The organism is Paenibacillus sp. OK003 (assembly GCF_900109515.1).
Lineage (GTDB): Bacteria > Bacillota > Bacilli > Paenibacillales > Paenibacillaceae > Paenibacillus > Paenibacillus marchantiae.
The window spans coordinates 28,948-52,240 of record NZ_FOBD01000023.1 but is presented as its reverse complement, the minus strand read 5'-3'; the positions used below and the strand labels follow the sequence as shown (position 1 = coordinate 52,240).

General features: G+C 48.6%; 21 protein-coding genes. 10 read left to right on the top strand and 11 right to left on the bottom strand.

Annotated features, from left to right (window positions below; all coding sequences use genetic code 11):
• Positions 1–61: 61 nt before the first annotated feature.
• Entirely contained in the window at positions 62–1,570 is a 1,509-nt protein-coding gene (locus BMW94_RS26665; RefSeq protein ID WP_254790384.1) for a DUF6359 domain-containing protein, read from the bottom strand.
• 218 nt (positions 1,571–1,788) lie between these two features.
• Here BMW94_RS26665 and BMW94_RS26660 point away from each other — a divergent pair, with 218 nt between their 5' ends.
• From BMW94_RS26660 to BMW94_RS26655, 3 genes are all read left to right on the top strand, one after another.
• Positions 1,789–2,082 carry a hypothetical protein gene (locus BMW94_RS26660; RefSeq protein WP_175480863.1) on the top strand — a complete coding sequence of 98 codons (294 nt, stop codon included), beginning with the start codon at positions 1,789–1,791 and terminating at the stop codon, positions 2,080–2,082.
• 153 nt (positions 2,083–2,235) lie between these two features.
• The gene (locus BMW94_RS30685; RefSeq protein WP_175480862.1) at positions 2,236–2,391 is read left to right on the top strand and encodes a hypothetical protein; all 156 of its coding nucleotides are present in this window, start codon (positions 2,236–2,238) and stop codon (positions 2,389–2,391) included.
• Positions 2,392–2,669: 278 nt separating this feature from the next.
• Positions 2,670–3,212: a GNAT family N-acetyltransferase gene (locus BMW94_RS26655; protein ID WP_091001755.1), complete on the top strand. Its 543-nt coding sequence runs from the start codon at positions 2,670–2,672 to the stop codon at positions 3,210–3,212.
• Positions 3,213–3,344: 132 nt separating this feature from the next.
• Here the strand turns inward: BMW94_RS26655 and BMW94_RS26650 are convergent, their stop codons facing one another.
• Positions 3,345–4,121: a Crp/Fnr family transcriptional regulator gene (locus BMW94_RS26650; protein WP_254790382.1), complete on the bottom strand. Its 777-nt coding sequence runs from the start codon at positions 4,119–4,121 to the stop codon at positions 3,345–3,347.
• Between the two features lie 377 nt (positions 4,122–4,498).
• Between BMW94_RS26650 and BMW94_RS26645 the strand changes: the two genes are divergently transcribed.
• The 6 genes from BMW94_RS26645 (at position 4,499) to BMW94_RS26620 (ending at position 8,773) form a co-directional block, all read left to right on the top strand.
• On the top strand, positions 4,499–4,930 hold the full coding sequence (locus BMW94_RS26645; protein ID WP_091001754.1) for a GAF domain-containing protein: 432 nt from the start codon (positions 4,499–4,501) through the stop codon (positions 4,928–4,930).
• Positions 4,931–5,091: 161 nt separating this feature from the next.
• Positions 5,092–5,742, top strand: coding sequence for a response regulator (locus BMW94_RS26640; RefSeq protein WP_053780067.1), 651 nt, complete (start codon positions 5,092–5,094; stop codon positions 5,740–5,742).
• Entirely contained in the window at positions 5,735–6,847 is a 1,113-nt protein-coding gene (locus tag BMW94_RS26635; RefSeq protein ID WP_091001753.1) for a PAS domain-containing sensor histidine kinase, read from the top strand. The genes BMW94_RS26640 and BMW94_RS26635 overlap by 8 nt, the downstream gene beginning before the upstream one ends.
• A 282-nt stretch (positions 6,848–7,129) precedes the next feature.
• Positions 7,130–7,624: a chromate efflux transcriptional regulator ChrS gene (locus tag BMW94_RS26630; RefSeq protein WP_091001752.1), complete on the top strand. Its 495-nt coding sequence runs from the start codon at positions 7,130–7,132 to the stop codon at positions 7,622–7,624.
• Between the two features lie 12 nt (positions 7,625–7,636).
• Positions 7,637–8,224: a chromate efflux transporter ChrB gene (locus BMW94_RS26625; protein WP_091001751.1), complete on the top strand. Its 588-nt coding sequence runs from the start codon at positions 7,637–7,639 to the stop codon at positions 8,222–8,224.
• Between the two features lie 3 nt (positions 8,225–8,227).
• Positions 8,228–8,773, top strand: coding sequence for a chromate efflux transporter ChrA (locus BMW94_RS26620; RefSeq protein WP_053780063.1), 546 nt, complete (start codon positions 8,228–8,230; stop codon positions 8,771–8,773).
• A gap of 203 nt (positions 8,774–8,976) precedes the next feature.
• Here the strand turns inward: BMW94_RS26620 and BMW94_RS26615 are convergent, their stop codons facing one another.
• Positions 8,977–11,352 carry an Ig-like domain-containing protein gene (locus tag BMW94_RS26615; protein ID WP_254790381.1) on the bottom strand — a complete coding sequence of 792 codons (2,376 nt, stop codon included), beginning with the start codon at positions 11,350–11,352 and terminating at the stop codon, positions 8,977–8,979.
• A 207-nt stretch (positions 11,353–11,559) separates the two neighbouring features.
• Here BMW94_RS26615 and BMW94_RS26610 point away from each other — a divergent pair, with 207 nt between their 5' ends.
• On the top strand, positions 11,560–12,180 hold the full coding sequence (locus BMW94_RS26610; RefSeq protein ID WP_091001749.1) for a class I SAM-dependent methyltransferase: 621 nt from the start codon (positions 11,560–11,562) through the stop codon (positions 12,178–12,180).
• A gap of 157 nt (positions 12,181–12,337) precedes the next feature.
• On the opposite strand, the gene BMW94_RS26605 is transcribed toward BMW94_RS26610, so the two are convergent.
• The 8 genes from BMW94_RS26605 to BMW94_RS26570 all read right to left on the bottom strand — a co-directional run bounded on the left by BMW94_RS26605 (position 12,338) and on the right by BMW94_RS26570 (position 23,195).
• Positions 12,338–13,474 carry a glycoside hydrolase family 88 protein gene (locus BMW94_RS26605; RefSeq protein WP_091001748.1) on the bottom strand — a complete coding sequence of 379 codons (1,137 nt, stop codon included), beginning with the start codon at positions 13,472–13,474 and terminating at the stop codon, positions 12,338–12,340.
• A gap of 19 nt (positions 13,475–13,493) precedes the next feature.
• Positions 13,494–15,437, bottom strand: a complete 1,944-nt coding sequence (locus tag BMW94_RS26600) for a glycosyl hydrolase (protein WP_091001747.1) — start codon at positions 15,435–15,437, stop codon at positions 13,494–13,496.
• A gap of 19 nt (positions 15,438–15,456) precedes the next feature.
• Positions 15,457–17,478 (bottom strand): heparinase II/III domain-containing protein, encoded by a 2,022-nt coding sequence (locus BMW94_RS26595; protein ID WP_091001746.1) that lies wholly within the window; start codon positions 17,476–17,478, stop codon positions 15,457–15,459.
• Between the two features lie 211 nt (positions 17,479–17,689).
• A complete protein-coding gene (locus BMW94_RS26590) occupies positions 17,690–18,346 on the bottom strand; it encodes an SGNH/GDSL hydrolase family protein (RefSeq protein ID WP_091001780.1) in 657 nt (218 codons plus the stop codon).
• A 142-nt stretch (positions 18,347–18,488) separates the two neighbouring features.
• A complete protein-coding gene (locus tag BMW94_RS26585; protein ID WP_079695894.1) occupies positions 18,489–18,821 on the bottom strand; it encodes an AzlD domain-containing protein in 333 nt (110 codons plus the stop codon).
• Positions 18,812–19,486 carry an AzlC family ABC transporter permease gene (locus BMW94_RS26580; RefSeq protein ID WP_091001779.1) on the bottom strand — a complete coding sequence of 225 codons (675 nt, stop codon included), beginning with the start codon at positions 19,484–19,486 and terminating at the stop codon, positions 18,812–18,814. The genes BMW94_RS26585 and BMW94_RS26580 overlap by 10 nt, the downstream gene beginning before the upstream one ends.
• Before the next feature lie 263 nt (positions 19,487–19,749).
• A complete protein-coding gene (locus tag BMW94_RS26575) occupies positions 19,750–20,967 on the bottom strand; it encodes a DUF2087 domain-containing protein (RefSeq protein WP_091001745.1) in 1,218 nt (405 codons plus the stop codon).
• A 251-nt stretch (positions 20,968–21,218) separates the two neighbouring features.
• Positions 21,219–23,195 (bottom strand): methyl-accepting chemotaxis protein, encoded by a 1,977-nt coding sequence (locus BMW94_RS26570; RefSeq protein WP_091001744.1) that lies wholly within the window; start codon positions 23,193–23,195, stop codon positions 21,219–21,221.
• Positions 23,196–23,293 lie beyond the last annotated feature (98 nt).

Genomic DNA, 23,293 nt, shown 5'->3' with positions numbered 1-23,293 from the left:
AAGCCTATCCGCAATGATTGCGGACAGGCCGATTATTTGTATATCTACCTTCCTGCTTGTCTTACTGCGCTTTGCCGTACGAACCAGCTTTAAACGTTGTAGGATCATACCATTTATAGCCTGCAGCAGGTGTAGCCCATGGTTCGGTTTGCGGCTCAGTGGATGAAGCCGGCGCTTCAATCGCAAGCAGACTTGTCGGCGTATCCAATGTCAGTCCAGACACCTGAGACAGACTTGTGTAGCTTTCTTTTACTGCCAGCCATTTCACGGTATTCACAAGGAATACACCGTCATTCACTTCTTTGAAGCCATCATACGTTGTTTTGGCAGCGCCTGTTTCTTCACGAAGATATTTTGGAGTGGCATCCTCAACTGGTGAGGAGTCACCGATAAATGCTGCTTTACCTGCCCCGACCTTGGCGATCGCTGCATAGGCTCCTTCAGCTCGTCCGCCGCCATTGTATACGCCCTGATCTACCGCGTTGCCCCATTTGGATACACCGCTCGGAACATACACCAGACCTTTGGCTTTGTTCGGGTCAATAATGGCAAGTGTGGAGCCTGCATGCATGGCTACTGCGCTCACACCAGTTGTAATGCCGAACGACTGCGAAGGTGCGACAATATCTGTTGCATTAACATCTCCCAGTGCGTTGTAGCGGAAACGAATACCGAAGTTGGATGCCAACCAGTCGGAACTGGTCACACCTTGCATGGCTGGAGATTCGGCTTCTGCCGACGACATGCCTTTGGCTGGATTCAAGAATGCACCCCGGCGATAGCCGTTGAATACTTCGGAGGAATCCCAGCGGTTTTTGTTCCGATCTGCGTTATAGTGGTCGGCAATGAAGAAGACACTGCCACCATTCTGTACATATTGCAGCAGCGCAGCCTGCTCTGTCGCTTTGAAAGGCACGTTCGCTTCGCCGATAACGAAGACATCATAATCTTTCAATTTATTAAAGGTGATGGCTTGCTCACCGAAGGTATACGGGATGCTGCGATCCAGCTGATCCACGGTAAAGCCTGCGTTTCGCAAACCATTCGCAAAGTCCGAAAATGCCCCATCAATAACCCAGTCCGCAGCCCCGGCTGTCTGTGCATGCGAGTTGTCGAACATTACTTTCTTCCCTGTACCATCCGGCAGCGTTGTGCCTGGATCAGGATCAGGATTGGTTGTTCCAGAGGAGAGTGCGATGGAGGTAGGATTCTTCACCCCGGCATAACTGTTGTATGCACCAAGTGTTCCAGTTACGATCACCTTCTGGCCCACAAGATTCGGGTTGGTAGCCAATCCATATTGTGAGCGGTACGACGCTGGAATCTGCACATCCAGCAGTTTCGCGTTGGTCTTCTCTGTCGCTGAATCGGCAATCAGGAAGTTGAAATCATTGGCATAAGGAGATGTAAATTTGGCTGTAAGCGAGCCGGTGGCATGTCCAACAATATATCCTTCCACCGTTGCCGTGCCTCCACCACTCTGGGCGGCGATCGCCTGAGATACCGTAAGTGGCGCTGCAGCTTGTACCGGACTTTGCGAACCCGGCCCCAGCAATGCCGTTGCCATCATGATGAACACCAGGAATGCCCCGATCCAATGCTGCCATATCGCTTTCTTCATACTTGCCTTCTCCTCCTCGTAATTACCTGATAATGGGTTATCCACCTTTAATTTAATCGTTCATATGCTGAATTCCTCTTTGTTTTTGTAAAATGTTTGAAAAAACTTTTGGAAATGCCACCAATTGCCCATACTGGTTAACAAAAAGTATCCCAAAGGAGACCTGTATGATGAAGTTTCTATTTCTTCTGCTCCTGCTGATTGTTCCACTGATTATGGTTTTTGTTGCGCTCCGTTCCCGGATGGTGACCCGCATTTTCCATGTACTTGCCCTGCTCTGCTTCTATAGTGCGGCGACTGTCATTGCAGGCGATGTGTACGCTACGAATGCCCATATGACGACGTTCACCACCGAAATTCACCATTTTCTGTTGAATGGATGGTTTCTTTATCCGTCTGCATACCTGGGTGTGTACGTTCCCTATCTGCTGTGGTTGAGCCTATTATCGAAAAAAAGTTAAGTTTATTCGAGCCTTGGCATTGCATTTTGACATCGTTCATTGCATAATGAACATATAACTGTGATAATGATTATCATTCTTGAGCTTGTCTCAAGTCTTCTGCCTACTGTACATGACTTAACGATTTTATAGATAAAGGGGAACGAACATCGAATGAATACAACTCTGCAAAAGGCTGATCTGCAGCTTGACGATTATTTGGATATTCTGAACCTGGCAACCAACCTGGGTGACAACAAATGGCAAAAGGAAATTATCCGCAAGCTGGCTTATACTTATCCCGCAGTTGAATGTAAACAACCACAATAGAAAGCCTTATACCTACATAGCTCGTAACCCATTCTTTACACGAATCGGTTATTGGGCTATTTTTGTTTTACTATATAATTGAACTAAACATTTACACGAGAAACGGAGAGGACAGAAAAAACCTGAAGAAGCGGAGCGTTCGCCTTTATCCCCGGATTTTCTCCTTTGAAAAAGGGAATCAAAAAAATCTGGGGATAACAGCGATCGGAAGGTTGTTCTGTCATCGAAGTGGCAAGTGTAAATATTCTTTAGTTCACTTTATATAGGAGGGAATAGCGATGCAATTGGAGACCGAACGACTCATCATCCGGGATATTCTGGAGACAGACTGGGAAAGTATACATAACTACACATCCATGACAGAAGTTACTCAGCATACGGCATGGGGACCGAATACAGAAGAAGATACGCGAGCTTATGTGGAGTTTGTGCTGAATTTACAGCAAACACAACCACGAGAGGGCTTCGAACTGGCGATATGCTTGAAAAAGGAGGGCATTCTGATCGGCGGTGTTGGCCTTCACATCGAAAAGACGAACGCAGAAATCGGTTATGTGCTCAATCCCGTTTACCAGGGAAAAGGGTACGCTGCCGAAGCAGCCCGAGCGATGCTTGGCTTTGGCTTCAAGACACTTGGCGTACACCGGATTTATGCAAAATGCCGCCCGAACAACAAGGCTTCAGAGAAGGTTATGCAGAAGATTGGTATGCAGCGTGAAGGTTTGATGCGAGAGCATTGGTTTTACAAAGGGGAATATCATGATTCGCATCTATATTCGATTCTTTCAAAGGAATATATAGGTGCAAACGTTGGACGCTAATCGTGCCTACAACAAAAAAACATATCACTACACCAAAAAGCTGACCCCGAGTACATCGGACATCAGCTTTTTGATTTCTCCGTAACGACCCCAATCGCCATCGAAGGTACAACCCTATTCAACTTGCTTTCATTACAATCGGCACAGCTCTACCGGGCAGCTTGGAAATGTAGGACATCCGCACATGCAGCGTAAGGCCGCCAGATCACGAATCATCAGCTTTCCATCCATGGTGTCCAGCGTTCCCTGTTCTTTCCAGGCTCCCAACATACGCGTTACACTCTCCCGCGTGGCACCAATCATTTCCGACAACTCGGTATGATTCAGCTTCATGTCGAGCACGATGCCATCCGGCGTAATTTTTCCATACGAGTTGCTGGCACGAATCAGCGTCGATGCGAGCGCACCTGCCTTGCCATAGAGCAAGAGGTCACGGAAACGCGACTGGGTGATACGCTGGGCGAGCGCCATCCATTGCAGGAATTTCAAGGCAAGGTCACCGTGTTTGCTGAGCACACTTTCCAAGTCACTGAGCGAGATGATCCCCAGCTCCCCTTTGCCAGCCATCTCTGCACTGTAGCTATGAGTCAATCCGCCAATGCCGCCAAACTCTCCAATCAGATCCCCGGTTTGCTGAATCGATAAAATAATTTCTTTCCCATCCTCAGTCGACTTGGTCAGCTTCACTCTTCCCGAGCGAATGTAGTACAGGTATCCGGCTTCATCGCCTTCTAGAAAGAGACTGTACCCCGACTTTACCCGTTTAGGCTGCATCTTCGCCTCGATCAAGCCCCAATGATCAGCTGTCACGAACGAAAGGATTCCACCTGTCTCCCGTGTCATCTTGCTCGCCTCCGTCTGTTCTTGTTGTGTCGCCTGGGTTGTTCTTTCTTTAAATACCGTACTCATTACCATCGTCCCCCTCGGTGTTTCCTTATGTATCCATCATACCGCGAATATAGCGTGAGGGTTATCGGGGGATTACCTGAACCTCACGGGGAAACTCCCTGAATTTGCTGTGAGATAAATCACACTTATGAGGTACATTTACGACTTCGTAATCGAAAAAAGCCTTGCCATTCCTGGCCTGAATGCCTGTCCATACACAGGATCAGCAAATTGCAGAACGGAAATAGGGGTTTTCCCTGAATTACAATCCGAAAGAAAGGGGCTACAATAGAAACAGCAGCGAAATACCCTTATTTTAAGATTTCCCTGACCACAGGTTAACGATATTGATTACACCGTAACGTACGGTATGATTCCAAAAAAGGAAGTGTCCTCTCATGCATGATGAACTGCCATCTGGCATTCAGGAGATGATCGACGGCCTGCGCCTGAGTACCTCCAGCGATTTTTGCGGACTGGCCTGTCTGTCAGGCACGATGCTGCGCTGGAAGTATACATCCGGCGCCAGTAACGAACGTGTGAAACGCATGGAGATGCGTCCCGGACAAGATCTGGTTGGCACAGCGCTTCGAACTGGACGCACCGCTCTATCTGATGCACAATCCACCGGGGAGCATACACCCGGTCGTTGCCCGTTAATGCTTGCGGAGCGGTTGGTATGTGCCATAGCCGTGCCTGTGTTCCAGCAAGGAAGTGTTCCTGGCGCCGTCTTGCTACTTGGCAGCAGATTACCCTGCACGTTCTCACCGGAGATGGTCCGTCAGGCCGAACAGGTCGCTATACAGCTGCAGCCAAAAGTGTATGTATAAAAGACATCTGTCTGTAACACGCTAAGAAGTCTTGTTATTTCCTTATAGGAAGTAACACGGACTTACAGAGAATCGAAGCCATTCAGAGATTAACCTCTGAATGGCTTTCTTTTTTGGTATGATAAAGAAAGAACTGTGGAACCGGACAGGAGGAAAATGTTGTGATTCAATTATTAGTTGTCGACGATCATGTCGTTGTACGCTCCGGGCTGATCGCCCTGCTCGATGGAAAGAATGATATACATATTGTTGGAGACGCGGCCGATGGGGATGAAGCTATTGCCAAGGCACAAGAACTGAAGCCGGATGTGGTCTTAATGGATTTCAGCATGCCGCCAGGCAAAGACGGTCTGACCGCTACCGCTGAATTGAAGAAATTGATGCCGGATGTCTCCATATTGATCCTCACCATGCATGACGATGAAGAATATCTGTTCCGCGCCATCCACGCGGGAGCATCCGGTTATATTCTCAAAAGCGCGCCGCATGAAGAATTGCTTGCCGCTATTCGTTCCGTAGCAGAGGGTAGTGCCTACCTGTACCCAAGTGCGACCAAGCGGCTGATGAGTGAATACCTGGACAAAGCAAAGCAGGAGAACGCTGGACCATATGACACGTTATCCGAGCGGGAGAAAGAGATTTTGTCCTGGATTGCCAAGGGTTATGCCAACAAGGAAATCGCTGAACATCTGGTGATCAGTGTCAAAACGGTCGAATCCCACAAAAGCAATCTGATGGAGAAGCTCGGCCTTCGAACCAGACCGGAACTGGTGAAGTTTGCGATGAAAAAGGGGTTGCTGAACTTTGAGTAGCACACGCAAAAACAGACTTAGCGGATTTGCCGACCAACCTGTACGGCAGTTATTGGAGGACATCGACAGTCACATTACAGATACTGAATTCCGCAGCAGACTGAAAGGTTCTCTGCATCAGCTCAGTGATCTGAAGTTTGCCCTGGATGAGTCGTCCATTGTAGCCCTCACGGACCGCAAAGGAAAGATCCAGTATGTGAACGATAAGTTTTGCGAAATCTCACAATATAATCGGGAAGAATTGATCGGTCAAGATCATCGGATCATTAATTCCGGTTATCACGGCAAGAACTTTATGAATAACCTGTGGGATACCATCTCTTCCGGACGAGTGTGGAACGGAGAGATCCGTAACCGTGCCAGAGATGGCAGCCATTATTGGGTGAATACAACGATTGTGCCTTTTCTCGATAACGATGGTGAGCCCTATCAGTATTTGGCCGTTCGTAGTGAGGTAACGAAGCTGAAGCAGGTCGAAGCCGAGTTACAGACGATGATGACCCAGGTCATGAACATTCAGGAAGAGGAGCGGCGTCGCATCTCCCGCGAGCTGCATGACGGCATTGGACAGAGTCTCTTCTCCCTCGTCATTCAGATGGATCGTCTGCTGGCTGATCAGCCCCAATCCGGCGTAGAAGCACTGCGGAAACAAGTTACGGGCATTATGGAGGATGTACGCGGCATGGCATGGGAACTGAGACCCTCCGTGCTGGATGACCTTGGTGTTGTTCCGGCCATTCGCACGTATATCGAGAACTATACCCGGCACTACGGGATTGAAGTGGAACTGGAATGCAATCTGCGAAAACGACTGGAGATGAACCGGGAGATCGCCATGTACCGCATTATCCAGGAGGCATTAACCAATGTGGCCAAGTACGCCGATGTGTCAGAAGCACATGTGACGGTGGAAGATTCGGAAGAGGCAACCGTTGTGAGAATCGAGGACCAAGGCGCAGGATTCAACAGTACGACGGCTGGTAACGGCGTTGGTCTGTTCAGCATGGAGGAGCGAGCCCGTGGAGCCGGAGGTACACTCGTAGTATATTCGGAGCCTGGGGAAGGAACTGTCGTTACCCTTTGTCTGCCCAAAACTGTTCATTAAGTCGCTTCAATCTGTACTTTATATAGAAGACTGTTTACGGATGTGCTCTGTGACAGTCTCTTTTTCGATCCATGCTTGCCTCCTGCTCGTGCCCCCATTCATCATCTCGGATTGGTAAAAATGACAAAATGAAAGCTTTGAATCGGATAAATTCAACATTTACAATAAATATATTGACTCCAATTACGATTCGTCATTAAAATATGAATGCTACATACAAATTGTACGCAGATCCTATCATAATTCTTTATTCTATATAGTTAAAAAAAAGGATGGTCAATCATGTCAGAGAAACGCTCCTCCAAAAGGGGAGAAATCCCGCAAATGCACAATCTGGATGCAATCGATCGTAAAATCATTGCCGCCCTTCACCAAAATAGCCGGATATCCTACACCGATCTGGGTGCACAGATTGGTTTGTCCCGTGTGGCCGTTCAGGCCCGCATAAATGCTTTATCCGAAAAGGGAATCATCGAACGCTTCACGGTTGTCATCAATCCGGGCAAAGTTGGACTCCAGGTCTCTGCCTTTTTCAATGTCGATGTAGAACCGCTATTCCTGGATGAAGTGGCCGCGAAGCTGGACGAAGAACCCGCAGTGACCAGTCTCTATCATATGACAGGCCCGAGTACCCTGCACATGCATGGTATTTTTGCAGATATGGAAGAGATGGAGCAGTTCCTGCTGGAGAAGCTCTACAAGATGCCGGGCATCGTCAAGGTAGAATCACAGCTGTTGTTAAAACGATATAAAAGCCGAATGGGCATGAGACTCTAGGAGGAAATCAGCATGAGTTGGAAAGATTACAACGGTCTCGTCATTGGGATGGTACGAACCGGAATTTTGGGATATGGCGGCGGCCCTTCCGTTATTCCGTTGATCCGTTATGAAGCCGTTACCCGCTATAAGTGGGTCAGCGATGATGAGTTTGGCGAGATTTTGGCCATTGCCAACGCCCTGCCTGGTCCTATTGCCACCAAGATGGCCGCGTATCTGGGGTATAAAACCAAAGGCGTGCTGGGCTCTATTGTGTCCGTTCTGGCCCACATTTTGCCGACGAGCATCGCCATCATTGCGCTGCTTGGTTCCATGTACGCGCTGCGTGAATCGAAAATCGTAGCAGGCATGGTGGCCGCTGTTCGCCCGGTTATTTTTGTCATGCTCGGCATGATGGCATACGAATTCGCCAAGAAAGCGTGGAAGGGGCTCGGTACAACCTTTGCCGCCCTGTTCGGTGTCCTTGCATTTGTACTGCTGCAGCTGCTGGATATTCACCCCGGTATTGTGATTGCCGTCTTCCTCGGATATGGCGTCTTCCATATGGATGTGGTCCAGCGTTTCAAATCCAAACGCGATTCCGACAAGGGGGTATCCTAAGCGATGCTTCAGACATGGTGGGAATTGTTTTGGGGATTTTTTGTAGCCAATATCTTGGGATACGGGGGCGGCCCCGCCTCCATTCCGTTAATGCAGGAGGAAGTGGTCAACCACTACAAGTGGATGACCACCGAGCAATTCGGTGATGTACTCGCTATCGGCAATGCACTTCCCGGTCCAATCGCGACCAAAATTGCCGCATTTGTCGGTTATCAGGTAGCTGGCTGGTTTGGCGCATTCATCGCCAGTTTTGCCACCGTTGTACCTTCGGCGGTCGCGTTAATTCTGCTGCTTCGTTTACTGAACAAGCATCGTACTTCACCAAAGGTGAAAGGGATGACGTTGCTCGTACAACCGGTTATTGCTGTACTTATGATCTTACTTACATGGGAATTCGGTCAGGTATCCACCAATTCCATCGGCATTTGGCAGACACTGATCATTGCAGGGATCTCGCTTTGGGTCATGACCAAGACCAAGCTGCATCCAGCCATCCTCATCGTCATTGCTTTTGCATACGGTGCGCTGGTTCTGTCTCATACGATGTAATTCATTGATTATTTAGATTCGGGGAACGTCTTGGAACAATGTGTTTTTATATCCAGTATGGATATATGCACAAGTGCCGGGGCGTTTCTTTTTTGTATTGTTAGTTTTTTTGTGTTTTTCCCATTAAAAAAACGGTGATGCCAGCATTTAAGCTGTCATCACCGTACATAAAATTGCTTGTTTTACCTTCGTACTTGAAGATATTATTTTGCTTCAACGACTACAGTCACTTTGGTTTTCACACCTGCATAAGTCACGGTAATGGTTGCTTTCCCTTTGCCATTGGCCTGGATGATGCCATCCTTCACCGATGCTATCGCAATACGGGAAGATTTCCAAAGTGCCGGCTTGGATACGTTCGCTTCGCTGCCATCGGCATACGTTGCTGTAGCAACCAGGGTTACTTTGTCACCAGGCTTCATGGTCAGGGTTACTTTATCGGTTTGCAAATATTTCAGTGTATCTACATCGACTGCAATGGTTACTGTTTTGCTGCCGTACTTCGCTGTAATTTTTGCTTTACCTGAACCTGTCGCTTTTACTTTACCTTTGGTTACCTGAGCTACTTTGTAGCTGTTGGTTTTCCATTCCGCTTTGTCCGTGACATCACGCTCACTGCCATCGCTCAGATATGCGGTAACCGTAAGATCTGCGGAATCACCGGTTTTCAGGGAAAGAGCCGGTTCGGATGCTTCAATGCGTGAGATAACGTCCACTTCAACCTGAATGGTCACTTTGTTGGAACCATATTCAGCCGTGATATTGGCTTTACCGCTGCTGTTGGCAGTGATAACCCCTTTTTTCACATCGGCTACGCGGGAATTGCTTGATTTCCATGTTGCATCGGATGACACGTCCTTGGTCAAGCCATCTTCATCCGTTGCTGTGAGTACGATTTGCTGTGTTTCCTTGGAGGACAACACCACAAAGTTCACATCTGCCTCCAGCCCACTAGCCATGCCTACTTCAACAGGCAAAGTTAACGTTTTACCTTCAATTTTGGCTGTGATGGTTACTTTACCTGTTGCAATACCCGTCACGACACCTTTACTGTCCACTTCAGCGAGTTTATCACTGCTGCTGCTCCAATCCGCATCTTCGGATACGTCTTTGGATGTATCACCGTATACGGCCAATACTTTCACAGATAATGTACCCCCAACGGCTACAGAACCTTTTTTCTTGTCCATTTCATACTTGTCCGGAACGTCTACATTCACTGTGAATTTAACGGTTTTGCCGCCGTATGTCGCAGTAATGGTTGCTGTTCCCGATTTATAGGCGATCAGCTCGCCGCCAGACACATATACAACATCCGCATTGCTGGATGTCCAAGTTGCTTTGGAAGTTACGTTTTCTGTACTTGCATCAATATATTCTGCATTGGCTACCAGTTTCTTGGTTTTGTTATCACCTGTAACGCTCATAGCCAGTTTATCTTCGACACCCGCAATATCCAGATATCTTGCCGTATCAACGTCAACTGTGATTTCCACTGTTTTGCCGCTATACGTTGCCTTAATTGTCGTAGAACCCGCACCAATCGCTGTAACTTGTCCCTTGAATACCGTCGCTACCTTCTCGTTGCTGGATGTCCATGTCGCTTGATCCGTTACATTTACATCAGCGCTATTCGGGTAAGAGGCAGTCAATACTACATTTGCCGTTTTATTGGACTCGCTCAGACGGAAGAAAATGCTCTGTTTCTCCACACTCAGTTTGCTTGTCAGATCGACATCCACATCTACGGATACGGATTTCGTTCCGTATTTGGCTGTGATCTTAGCAGAACCTGCCGAGTATCCTGTAATTTCACCTTTTAATACATCTGCTACTTTTTCATTACTTGACGTCCACTCTGCCAGATCCGTTACATCTTTGGTTGTGCCATCTGGATAGGTAGCTGTCAATTTAACACTCTCGCTTTTGTTCAACAGCAGATTGACCTGCTTCTTGTCCACATCCACACGTTTAACAACCTCAACGTTAACATCCACAGTCACACTTTGACTGCCGACTTTACCTGTGATGACAGCTGTACCGGCGCTTTGTCCAGTAACTTTACCATTCACAACCGTTGCCACTTTCTCGTCATCGGATGACCACTCCGCAACTTTGGATGCATCTGCATTCGTCGTATTATCACTGTAGGTTGCCGTCAAAATAATGTCTTTGCTATCTCCTGTGCGCAAGTCCAGCGACTGCACGTTTTTGGAAAGGGCTTTGACCTTTTTGGTTACATTCACCTGAACCGTTTGACTCTGAGTCAGATACGACGTTGTAATGGTCGCCGTACCTTCCTTTTTGGCAGTAATGGCACCATTATATACAGTCGCTATCGAAGTATCACTGCTACTCCAGGAAGAACTGATCGTTACGTTAGCCGATGTATTATCGGTATATACTCCTGTCACCGTAACCGAACTGGAATCACCCACTTCGAGCGACAGCTCATTTTTGGAAACTACAATTTTGGACAGTTCTTTATCTGCCGCAGCGGCCAAGCCTACGTTGGAAATACTCAGCACCAATACCAGCATCATCACCATGTACTTGGTCAATCTTGGCTTTAACATCATTTCCCCCCGATTCTTTTCATTTTGTTCCTTAGTTTAATGTCGGCAAGTTCTTTCCAGATGTTTAGACTTTCAGGGAATTTTCAGGGGATTTAGTAGAAATCCATTCATCCGAACTATCGATTTCCAAATGGTTCATACCTGCAAATATTACGCATAACCTATGTATAGTGACTATTTTGAATTCATTTATATGATCGGGGGAGACACATGAATCAGCCTTTTGATTACAAAGGATATTGGGAACGGACCTATAGCGCTGGCAAGACATCCGGGAGAGGATCTTACGGGGCTTTGGCTGAATTCAAGGCAGAGGTGGTAAATGGACTGATTCAGCGTGAGCGTATTTCCAGCGTCATTGAATTTGGTTGCGGGGATGGCAATCAACTGCAATATATGAACTATAATACGTATCTAGGTGTCGATGTAGCCGCCTCGTCGGTGCGTCTGTGCGCCTCCAAGTTTGCTAATGATTCCACCAAGAGTTTCATGTTATATGCACCCGGTCTGTGGATTAACCGCGGTTTCCTGCAAGCTGATCTCACCGTCTGTCTGGATGTGCTCTATCATATTACGGATGAAACGGATTTTCGCAATACACTCTACGACATTCTGCACTCTGCGTCAGCGTGGGTTGTGTTGTACACTCGATTGAAAGAAAACGGTAATCCAGGGGTTAGCACCATTCAAGACCGAAATCTTTTTGATTATCTGTTTGACTATCCCGAGTTCAAAGTACATGCAATTATTCCTCAGCGATATCCCGATCAGTCCTCGGCCGATTTTGTCATCTTAAGACGTACACCGGACATCGATAATAAAACGGTCTGATACCAAGCATGTGCTCCGCCTCCAAGACAGGAATACCCTTTCCCACTAGGAGGCAGGCACACTTGAACGGCTTATATAGTGGGTGGCATACTCATGCCCCTCACTCACCTCACTCATACTCCCCATTCGACGTGTAACGTTCCTAATTCTCTTTTCTCTAAAATAAACCCGGACGGCCACGCAGCTTCGCCAGCGCCTCCATATAGAAATAATCGCCGTATATAATCGGCACATTCAAGCCACGACCCTCTGGATAATGCACCGTGCCCTGCATGATTAGACCTTCTTCCGCTGCCGTCTCACCGGAGCTGTAGTTCTCATGCAGCCCGCGGAGGATACGCTCTGCCGAGGCTGCATATTCCTCGCCGCGCGGCGACAGCTTCGCCAGCTCCAACAGTCCGCTTGCGGCAATCGCCGAAGCGGACGAGTCCCACGCCACCTGATGCTCGGCAGGTGCGCGGAAATCCCACACCGGCACGATTTCTTCGCCAAGCATGGCGAGGAAGAAATCGGCCGCCCGCTCCGCTGTCTCCAGATAGCGGGCTTCGCCCGTATACCGGAAAGATAGCGCAAACCCGTGCAACGCCCAGGCGGTACCCCGCGCCCAGGCGGAACCTGGCGCATGGCCCTGCCCGCCATGCTCCTGCAGCTTCTGCCCCGTGAGTGGATCGAACTCCACCACGTGGCAGATGGACCCGTCAGCGCGGACGAATTCGCGCGCCACGGTGTCCGCATGCGCTTCCGCCAGGCAGCGGAAGCGCGGGTCGCCGCTCTGCTCGGATGCCCAGTAGAGCAGCGGCAGGTTCATCATGCTGTCAATGATGGCTACGCCGCGCGTATCCATGGTTGACGAGCTGAAGTTCCAGGCGCGGATGAATTCACCGCGCACGTTAAAGCGGGCAGCGAGCAGATTGGCGGCGAGCATACCTCGCCGCCGTCCATCTGCGCTGCCGGTCTGGCGGTAGTTGGCTACGCCACTAAGCAGCCAGATGAACCCAAGATCGTGATCCACCGATTCGGGATCACGCAGACAACCTTCCAATTGCCGCTCACAACTTTCGGCTATGCGGGATAACGGAGCGACAGCTTCGTTTTCCGGCGACTCGCCATAGACAAGCCATAACAGCCCCGGCCAGAAGCCGGCGGTCCACCATTCGGGATCATTCCGGTCATACATGCCCTGCGGGGCGGTGTGCGGAAATGTATCCTTGATGCGCTTCGCGTTGCGAATTGTTTTGGCCGCTCCTTGCCGCCAGGCTTCCTCCAGCCATTTCACGGATGTTGATGTATTCATAAACCTATCCCTCCTCTAATCAATGCACTACACCCAATCTGATCGTAAACGTTATACTTCGCACGCCGCTCACTTCCATTCTTGCTTCATTCAGCAGCCCATTGCGGGATGCCACCGGCTGCTGTTTGAGCTGAATGAAAGCTCCTTCGTCCAACACGGTGGATTCCACATAAGCTCCCCGGTACTCGCTGCGCACAGTCTGATTGGTATGAGTGATGACAGCCTGCTCACGACCGTCACTGAACATCAATGGAATGAGTGCTCCTACAGCCTCAAGCTCACCGTTGAATTCATATGTCACAGTAAGCAAATCCGCCTGCTGTACATAACGGGTTCGCAGTGAATCGAGCCCGGGTAGCGGGCCGAGCCATGTCACTGTAAATGCATTGACCTGATCCTGATTCTTCCAGTCATCTCCCCCGGGAGAGCCTGAATCATCTTCGACCTCTCGATCTACCGTTTCAAGCAAAATCGAACCTCCGCCATCGGCAGGATTAATACCGGCATCACGGTCATACTCAGCACCTGAAGGAATGCCCCCGGCAAGGCTGTGCCATTTCCCATCTGCCGTCTTCCAGGAAGGACAATAGCTCAGCGGAACAACTTCCCCTTCGGCAAACTCTGTGAATCCGGATTGCACATGTCCAGCTGCGGATGGACCGATCAGCCCCGGTAATCCCGCCTGTTGTATCCGCACAAGACCGGGAACCGTGTATGGATCATTCATAGCTGTATGCAAAATCATTTGTTGACCCGGTACCGAGGCAATGATCGTTTCAAACCATCCATCGGTCTGCAACACCCGGTTGCCTAACTCGGAAGGAAGGTATATTTCCGTGACATCTTCACCAGGTTCGCTAAGGCAGGCATGGGCCAGCGCTGCTGCCGTCCACAGGTTGTAACCTGTATGATTCGTATAGATTTCGTAGCCATGACGTTCCTCAGGTGCATACTCGTTGCGAACTATTTTCAGACGCCCATCATCCATCTTCCAACGCTCCACCGCTTCGAAACATCGATTGGCCGCACGAGCGAACGCCCCAGCCATCACCCAATCTCCAGCCTGTAAGGCCTGTGTTGCATGGGTAGAACATACGTAGGCCGCTGCCGCTTCATTCCATTGATGTTGGGAGCTGCGTCCACGCGGAGGAATCTCCCCGAGCGGTGACAGTGTAAGCAGCGTACTGAATGCACCATGACGTAATAGTTCCTTCAACTCACCAGCACACGCCCCGTCATAGCCCGCTTCAAGCATGACATCCAGGTGATAGCGGGTCGCAATATCATAGGAAAATGGACAATTGGGTCGATCCAGCGGCCCGTCCTGATATAGTCCCAGCGGCGTAATTCGTGGCAGATGATACAGATTCAGATAACGGTCCATCCAATCCGTACCCTCACTGGCAAGCTGTTCCCTCCAGCGCAGATATTCTCCCGAGATCATGATGGCGTTCCAGTTAATCATGCGATTGGGATTGTTCATTTTGCTCATTGTAAAAACATAATCTTGTTCAGGTTGTATCTTCTCAAGAGCCTCTGCCCAGATCTTTGCTTGCTCAGGCATATGCGGCTTCAACAGGATGTATGCTCGCATCATCAGCACCGGGAAAAAGTCCGGGTGTTGATCGGGTGCACAACCCTTCACAACAACATCGATGCTGTGTGACAGGGCCGATGCGGCCGAAGCAAGCAGGTCCATATGTCCAGCTTGAACAAGAACCGATGCAGCCATTGCATATGCTGGTGTGGAATAATATCGCTCGGCCTCCGAGAACGGATCAATAATGGCGCCACTACTGTCCTGGTAAGGTGTATAAGCCCGAACAACACTCTCCACAAGGGCCAATTTGCGAGCCTGATTCCAACCATCTGATGGGGCAGGCCCCGCCTTTTCCGCCAGTGTACGATAATTTTCGAGAGCATCTCTCCATGGATACGTTGATGCGGCTGTATACTTACTCACGTATGCTCACCTCCATCTTTCACTTTGGTTCAATCGTGAATTTCAGCTCACACATCGTCTCCAGCAGATCGGTTGCATCACTTCCTGCACCAGAGTTATCCGACTGCTCTCGCCATTCAAGTGATGTCCGATAAAATGTAACTGGCACATTGTCATGATCCACCGTATTAATGATCTCTATGTCAGCCTGCCATTGGTTTACATCATACGTCATACATACCGTTGCTCGTTCGCCATGCCATTGAATCTGCCCCTCATGTACCTTCTCAGGTACCTTTCTGCTCATCAACCGCTCCGTCACACTTGGCCGTTGCAGTGCTCCCACCGAATACAACGCGCTTGATGAAGACACCGCTCTGTTTTTCCATTGAAATCGATCCCTCAGACGCAATTCTGCCTCGCTCCCGACATCATTAGCAGGAACGCTCCAATGCAACTGGCGTGTATAACAAGCGAGCAGAGTTGCTTCAGGATAAGCTGATGTCAGTTCCAAACAGGCATCCAATGTACGCTCATCGTCCGAAACCTTCGCCTCAAGAACCTGTGCTTGTGCCTCACGTCCCGAGCTCTGTTCCTTCCCCTCAATCCGCGGCACGCTATGCCCGGCCGAACTAATGTGGAACAACTGTTCTCTGCCCGGCGCAAAATAGGCTTGTGTATACAGCCCTGCTCCCGGATCACAAAGAATGTTCTCGCCGCCACAATGAATCATAAATTGCCCCAGATCATTATGGTTATGGGGTTCATCGTTATGCCCGGCCTTGACCGAAAAGGCAACAGCGAGAGGTTCATCTACGGTAAGTTCAGCGCTTGGAGAATCAAGTGCTCCCTTCGCAATCATCCAGCCCAAATCCTCCAAAATGATCCCTCGTTCCGCTGGAACAGCCCCCGCTTCTTGAAGGTACATTGCCGGACTGCTCCACATCACGTTGCGCAGCAGGTGAGCCCAACGATGACAGGGATCATCGGTAAACAAAGGAATATGAAACGGCAGATCGATCTGTATACCGAAACGAGATGCCAGAAGTGAGAGCAAACCCGAAGGAATCTCTTGCTGCTCCGCACTATCCGAATAATTCACGAAGGTTCCCCCCGACAGATGAACCCGCAGTGGGAAGGCTGCGATCGCCGCTATCTTTGAACCATTCAGCAGATCCAACTCACCTTTACTGTATTCGCGTAGCATGTCGGCATAATAGACGAAATAGCCGAACCCATACACCCAGTAACCAATGCCTTCTGCACAGCCACCATCCATGCCATATCCACTCAGAAATGCCTGCATGGATCGAATCGCCTGACCAACCGATTCCGTCAGAATCGCTTCTTCCTCCAGCAGTAATAGTCCAGCCATGCCACAGCATCCGCTGCACACAGCAGACCAGTTATGATCTGCATCTTGCCAGTGATAGGTGCGTTGTTCCCGATAGAGCGGTGTGAAGATGCGCCGCTCGGCCTCAGCCCTAATCCGCTGGATGATACGTGCATCCAATCGATCCACGTGAATCGTCACGATTTCGGCCAGCATATGTACCGTCTCCGCGGCAAACAGATCAATATTACCGTTGACCTGTTCCACTCCCCCCGAACCCAAATGTGCAGGCAAACACCATGTATACTCACCACATACATCCCACAACATATCTTCCAATGTCTCTATCCATCTCGGCGTATTCAAATCCACAGCAAGCAGCGCTATTGCCGCAAGACGTCCCCTGCGTTCAAAATACGCATCCTCATACAACTTTCGTTCCCCTGTATCCCCAAACTTCCGATATAGACCGAATGACAGCGAAGGCAAGCTTTCGTTCAGGGCACGTTCCCCATAGCTGCTCAGATTTGTGTAGAAAGAAGTTAGCTCTGGTTGCAATAACGCCTTTCCAATGGCATCGATAGAGTAGATTGTTGAGGCTGCTGCTGAAGCAAGCAGAACCTGACGACTCCTCTTTCTGTCTTGTACCATCCGATGTACTGCCTGCTGAATGACCGTAGAATCCGGGATGCAGATGGAGCTGACTTTACTTTGATTGGTGTTTTCCATTGAATTCACCCTAATCTATATGGAATACGAAACCTTCATTATATGTAACCGATTTCATTTTACCGGATAATGCTGTACATTTGAAGAGTTATCCATCATATCCAACCAAATTAACCACAGAATTCCTGTCCCAATATAAAAAAACGAAGAACCCCTCAGGGTTCCTCGTTGCATTCAGCTTTTTAGCTCAAACTGGATATTTCTAATTCTATTAACCAATCGCAATTGGAGAATTCTGTACAACGGACAGCCATTGACGGGCAATCAGCTCATGACCCGCTGCGGTTGGATGCACACCATCCCATAACCAGTAGGCTGCGTCAGCTTGTTCGAGAGCATCGTTGAACGTTTGCTGCAAAGGTACCCAGACCGCCCCGAACTCACTTGCGAGTTCACGGACCAGATTTTGATACTGCCCGATACGCGCCTGCCAAGTATCCCAAAGTTCCACTGTAGCTCCCGCTTTAAGAATGAACGGCTCCATTAAAATCAGCCCGGTATTCGGCATTACTTCCCGTGTTTCCTCCAGCAAATGACGATATGCACGTCCAAGACGATCCGTCACTCCACTAGGTTCGCCATTCATGGTACGCCATGCATCATTAACACCAATTAGAATGCTAATCAGATCCGGCTTCAAACTAAAAGTATCCTCGTTCCAACGTGCATAAAGATCAGAAGCGCGGTCCCCGCTAATCCCTCTGTTGTAGAACGTTGGCTGTTTGGCTGCCAGTTCCACACCCAGTTTGCTTGAGATCAGATACGCATAGCCATGCCCGAGAAAATGATTCGGATCATCATTGCGCGATCTTCCCCCGTCTGTAATGGAGTCTCCCTGAAAAAGTATAACGGATGAATGTGTACTCATAATCAAAACCGTTCCTTCCCGTATGCAAAATGAAAACCTCAACCCTTCAGTCTCCATTTTATCCCTTTCGGGCGCCACTGGAAATAGCGTTTTCAGAGCGCTATTTTCCAACTGCCTCTCAAGCTTTTGGATCTTTTGCCGCTTATCCTCCCATCAAGTACCGCAGAATCATCATCGCAACAATACCGACAAGTACGGTTCCGAGCAGACTTCGTGTCCAGATGGCTACAGCTATCGTAGGCAGTGCTGCCCACAAGGCTGGATTATGTATAATCGGCACCAACTGGTTGTCCGCCATAAACAGTTCCTGACCGATCAGTGCCGCCATGACCGCCACGGGGACATATTCAAGCCAGCGTAACAACCACATCGGAATCTGTATTTTACTGAACAGCATGAGCGGCAATACGCGCGGGATGAACGTTAACAAAGCCGAGCCCATAATAATCCAGAATACATCCCATCTTACTTCCATCGTTCCATCACTACTCCCATCGTTGCCGCAATGACCGCAGCTACAATGACACTCATGCTGCCAAGCGAAGCCATGCTGGCGAAGATTACACAGATCACGGCGATAATCGCCACATTGATGTGTAATTTTTTATTTTTGCGCTGCATCAGTTGAAGCACTACCAGACCAATAAACATGGCAGGCAGGGCAAAATCAAGCCCAAGCCGCTCGGGATTGGTTATCCAGCGTCCAAAGTAAGCTCCCGCCATATTTGCTACAAACCAGTTTAGATATGCTGTAATGTTCAGACCGTGCATCCAGCGCTCACTCAACGTTTTCCGGCCAATCGCTCGCGTCATCGCCACGCCAAAGGACTCGTCGGTAAGCAGCGAGCCAATCCACATATTTTTAAGCGGCGTCAGATGACGAAAGTACGGTGATACGGCTGCACTCAGCAGCAGATGGCGAAGATTCACGAAAAATATGGTGAAAATGATAGCAGTCGCTGACCCATTTGAGGCAAGCATGCCTGCGGCAATAAACTGGGCCGATCCAGCATATAAAATCAGACTGAGCAGAGCCGTTTCCGCCAAACTTAGGCCTGCCGTCATTTCAATGACACCCGCTGCAAAGCCAATACTTAAATATCCAAGCAGTGTTGGGATACAGTCCTTAACTCCTTGCATAAATGTAGCATCATCCAGCACCTCTTCAGTATTTGCGGGCCCGGATGTCAGTGGTATGGATTTATCCAAATCCGGTTCATCCCCTCTCCATGTCATCCACATCTTGCGGATACTTTTAATTTAGAAATATACCACAGGATGAGACATTCAGGGAGAGACAGATTCACTTTTACAGAACAGATTTAATCGGAATCTTCATACCAAAGCCCGTTACCATGTCACGGCAACGGGCCTTTGATACGTTAGAGTCGATTTGAGCGTTTTTACTCGTTTGATTGTTTCTTATCACCGTGATACCCCTGATCGCCATACGGCTCAAGCTGCTCGAACCAGTGTTGTAACAATTTGGCTAATGCATCCTTCGGATTAAAATACGGGCTGTCTTCCTTTTTCAACTTCTCCAACACTTCGATCACAAAGGCATCATCCCCGTATTCATTCCATTCAGCCTGCAGTTGACGATTGCGATGGCTGCCCATTTGCAGCATAAACTTCTGCCCATTAAGGGTTCTGAGATTAAGTGTGCTGTCCAGAAACACTTTACCGTTTCGCTCATTGCGGATTTGATAGACCCCCGCTTCGGTCTTGATTTCCTTGGCCTGTTCTTGCAGCTCTTTGCGACGATTCATTTCTTCGCCCTCCCCTTCCTCAGCCTCTTTCTCCGTTCTTGTTGCTTTACGTCCTCGCTTCTTGCCTGTACCATCCTGACCTTCAGCATTGGTCAGCCAGTACTGACTGCCATCCTCTTCACGTACCATCAAGCCGAAGTCGATTAGATACCTGCGGAGCTCCACGTAATCGCCATAGACTTGCTTCAACAGCTCATTAACCTGCTTCTCGGTGTATTTTTGCTTGGGTTCAAATCGTTTGATGATTTCGGTCAGCACGATATATTTATGTTTTTGCTGCATATGAAAAGTTGTCAGTGTTCCATTCGTACCCTCGGGGAAATACTTGTTCAGCACCTTCTCACGATCCTGTTCCGAGATATCGAATTGAGCCCGGTTAATGGTCTGCACATGTCTTGTGATAGGCGACACCAGCTCGGCGGGAGCATGAGTATCCTTGCTTTTGAGCAGTTCCATCAGTGCCAGAAAAATTTTGGCCTGCCGTTCCTTTTCCTTTAGTACAAACCGATGATTGCGGATGGTGGAAGCACTCCCGATTCCGAGGGCCTTCTGTACCTCGCTATCCTTTTTCCCTTCATAGAATTGGCCCAGCAAGCCACGCTGAACATCAGACAAGCCGGTAACGCTTTTATCCAGCTCCAGCAAATATTCGAACACCGATCCGTGAGCCTTCTCGATATGAACACGCATGTAACGCTCTGCTTCATAAAGCACGCCTTCTTCTGGATAAATGATGCCCGCTTCCGTTCTATAGCCACAACAGACACATGTAAATATAGATGCTGCCTCTAGATATCCGCGCTTGATCTCTTCAAGTGAGGCCGTTTGCAACAAGGATTCCGATGATTTCAATGAATTGGCTCCTTAAATTTATAGTGAAAAGCAAATTTTCATGCAATAAAAACATTATTGTTTGTTTATTTATAGACATTTTATATTTTTGTTTAAATAATGTCAATATCCAACGTAGAACACCCAAAATAAAAAAGAAAAGACTTCAGGGCTACAACCCCAAAGTCTTCATCCTGCAGTATTCATCTTCATAAAGAAAGTCCATTTAAGACTTCCCTCTTATTTTTCCCTTTTTGCGGAACGTGGAACCTCTACAATAACTTAAATCTCTCGATCAGGCTTTGCAGATCTTCAGCCATACGGGACAATGCCGCAGAAGAAGCTGCAACCTCTTCCATCGTAGCGAGCTGCTCCTGCGCAGCAGCTGAACCATCTTCGGTTCCTGAGGCAATCTGATTGGATAATTTAATGGTGTCATTCACTTCCTTGGACACATAACTCATGCCTCCATCAATCTGACGGGAAGCTACCGACACTTCTCCAGCTTGTGCAGCAACCAACTGCACGGCACTACGAATATTTTTGAAGGCCTCTCCCGCCTCCGTGATCAGTTGTGTACCTTTAATCATACCTTCTCCTGTAAGGGCAAAGGTAGACTGTACCGCATTCGTTTTCTCTTGCATCTCGCGCATAAGTTCATTAATACGTTCAGCAGCACTGCCCGAATTGTTGGCTAGCGATTTTACTTCATTGGCAACGACAGCAAAGCCTCGCCCTTGTTCACCTGCTCTTGAAGCTTCAATCGATGCATTCAAGGCCAGGATATTGGTCTGTTTGGCGATGTTGGTGATCTCGGCCACAATCTCAACAATCTCTTCATTTTTCGCTCGAAGATCCTGAATGACCACAGCCATGGCCTCACTCTCATCATTCACCTTCTGAATATGAGCAACTGCCTCTTCCACCGTTACCATACCCGCTTCGGACTTGGTAGATGCTTCAACAGCTATGCGAGCGGTGTTTTCGGCACTTGATGAGATCTCTTTGACCCCTATAGACATTTCACCCACGAGTTGCCCCGTTGCGGCGAGACTGGCGTTTTGTCTGTTCGTTCCTGACGCTGCATCCTGCATCAGTTCAGCAACCTGTTCCGTTGCTCTGGATGTCTGTTCAGAACTTGCCATCAGTTCCTCAGAGGATGCCGCTAGCTGGCTCGATGTATCATGTACTTCTCCTAGAACGTTACGCAGCGAAGAGGTCATAGTATCGAAGCTTGCCCCGAGTTGTCCAAACTCGTCACGGCGCATCAATCCTACCCGAATCGTCAGATCACCCGCGCTTACTTTGGATGCTGCCTGCGTTAACTGCAACAATGGACGGTGAATGCTGCGAATAATGAACACGAGCAGAATAATACCAATAATCAATGAAGCCCCTACCAATGTGTAGGCACGAATCAAAATCGGTCTTACCGCGTCTGCTGCTTCGGATGGCACAATCTCACCAACAATTTTCCAGCCCGTCGAAGGATTCGTATAGAATACAGCCTGCAACTCTTGTCCATCATACGTGTACTTTACAGTTCCTTGGTCTTTCGTATACATCTCATTAATATAGCTCTCATTGGACTGCACACCGGATTCAATATTGTAATGGAACAGAAACTTCCCGCCGTTATCCAGCATATACAGTTTTCCTTGTTCACCTATATGTATCTTATCAACAGATTCTTTCAAATGATTGAGACTTATATTGGCTCCAAATACCCCTTTGCCATCGGGCAATTTGGCAGCTGCGGTGACAACCCATTCTCCCGTGGTTACCGATTGGAACGTGTCTGAAATAATGGGTTCATCTGATGACATCGCCATCTTGTACCAGCTGCGTTCCCGTGGATCGTAGATTTGCTGTCCGGGGTCAGGAGATTTCATCCAGCTGCCATCGTCAGCACCGGCGGTTACTACGCTCAGTTCTTTATGAGCCTTGGACATACGGTCCATTTGTCTTTTTAGCGCTGGTGATTTATTGATAATATCTGCTGAAGTAATACCGGCAGCGAACTGTGCGGCGTTATCCTTCTCCATATCCAGCATCTGACTAATCTGCAGACTGAGCATTTCCGTTTTGGCCTGAGCGGAATGAATAATTTCGGCGTTGACTTGATCTGCTGCTTTCAAATAAGACAACCATCCCACGCTAATGCTCGGCACAATCAGGAACAGGAGCAACGAAGCGATCAGACGTTTCTTAACCGTTAATGTAAACCAATTGCGAATCCTTTTCTTCATTTAAATATCCCCCATCATCATCTTCACCCTTTTTTATCGGACAAACGCAGTAAAAATATTATGTATGGATACTAAAATGAATCGAAATTATATTATTT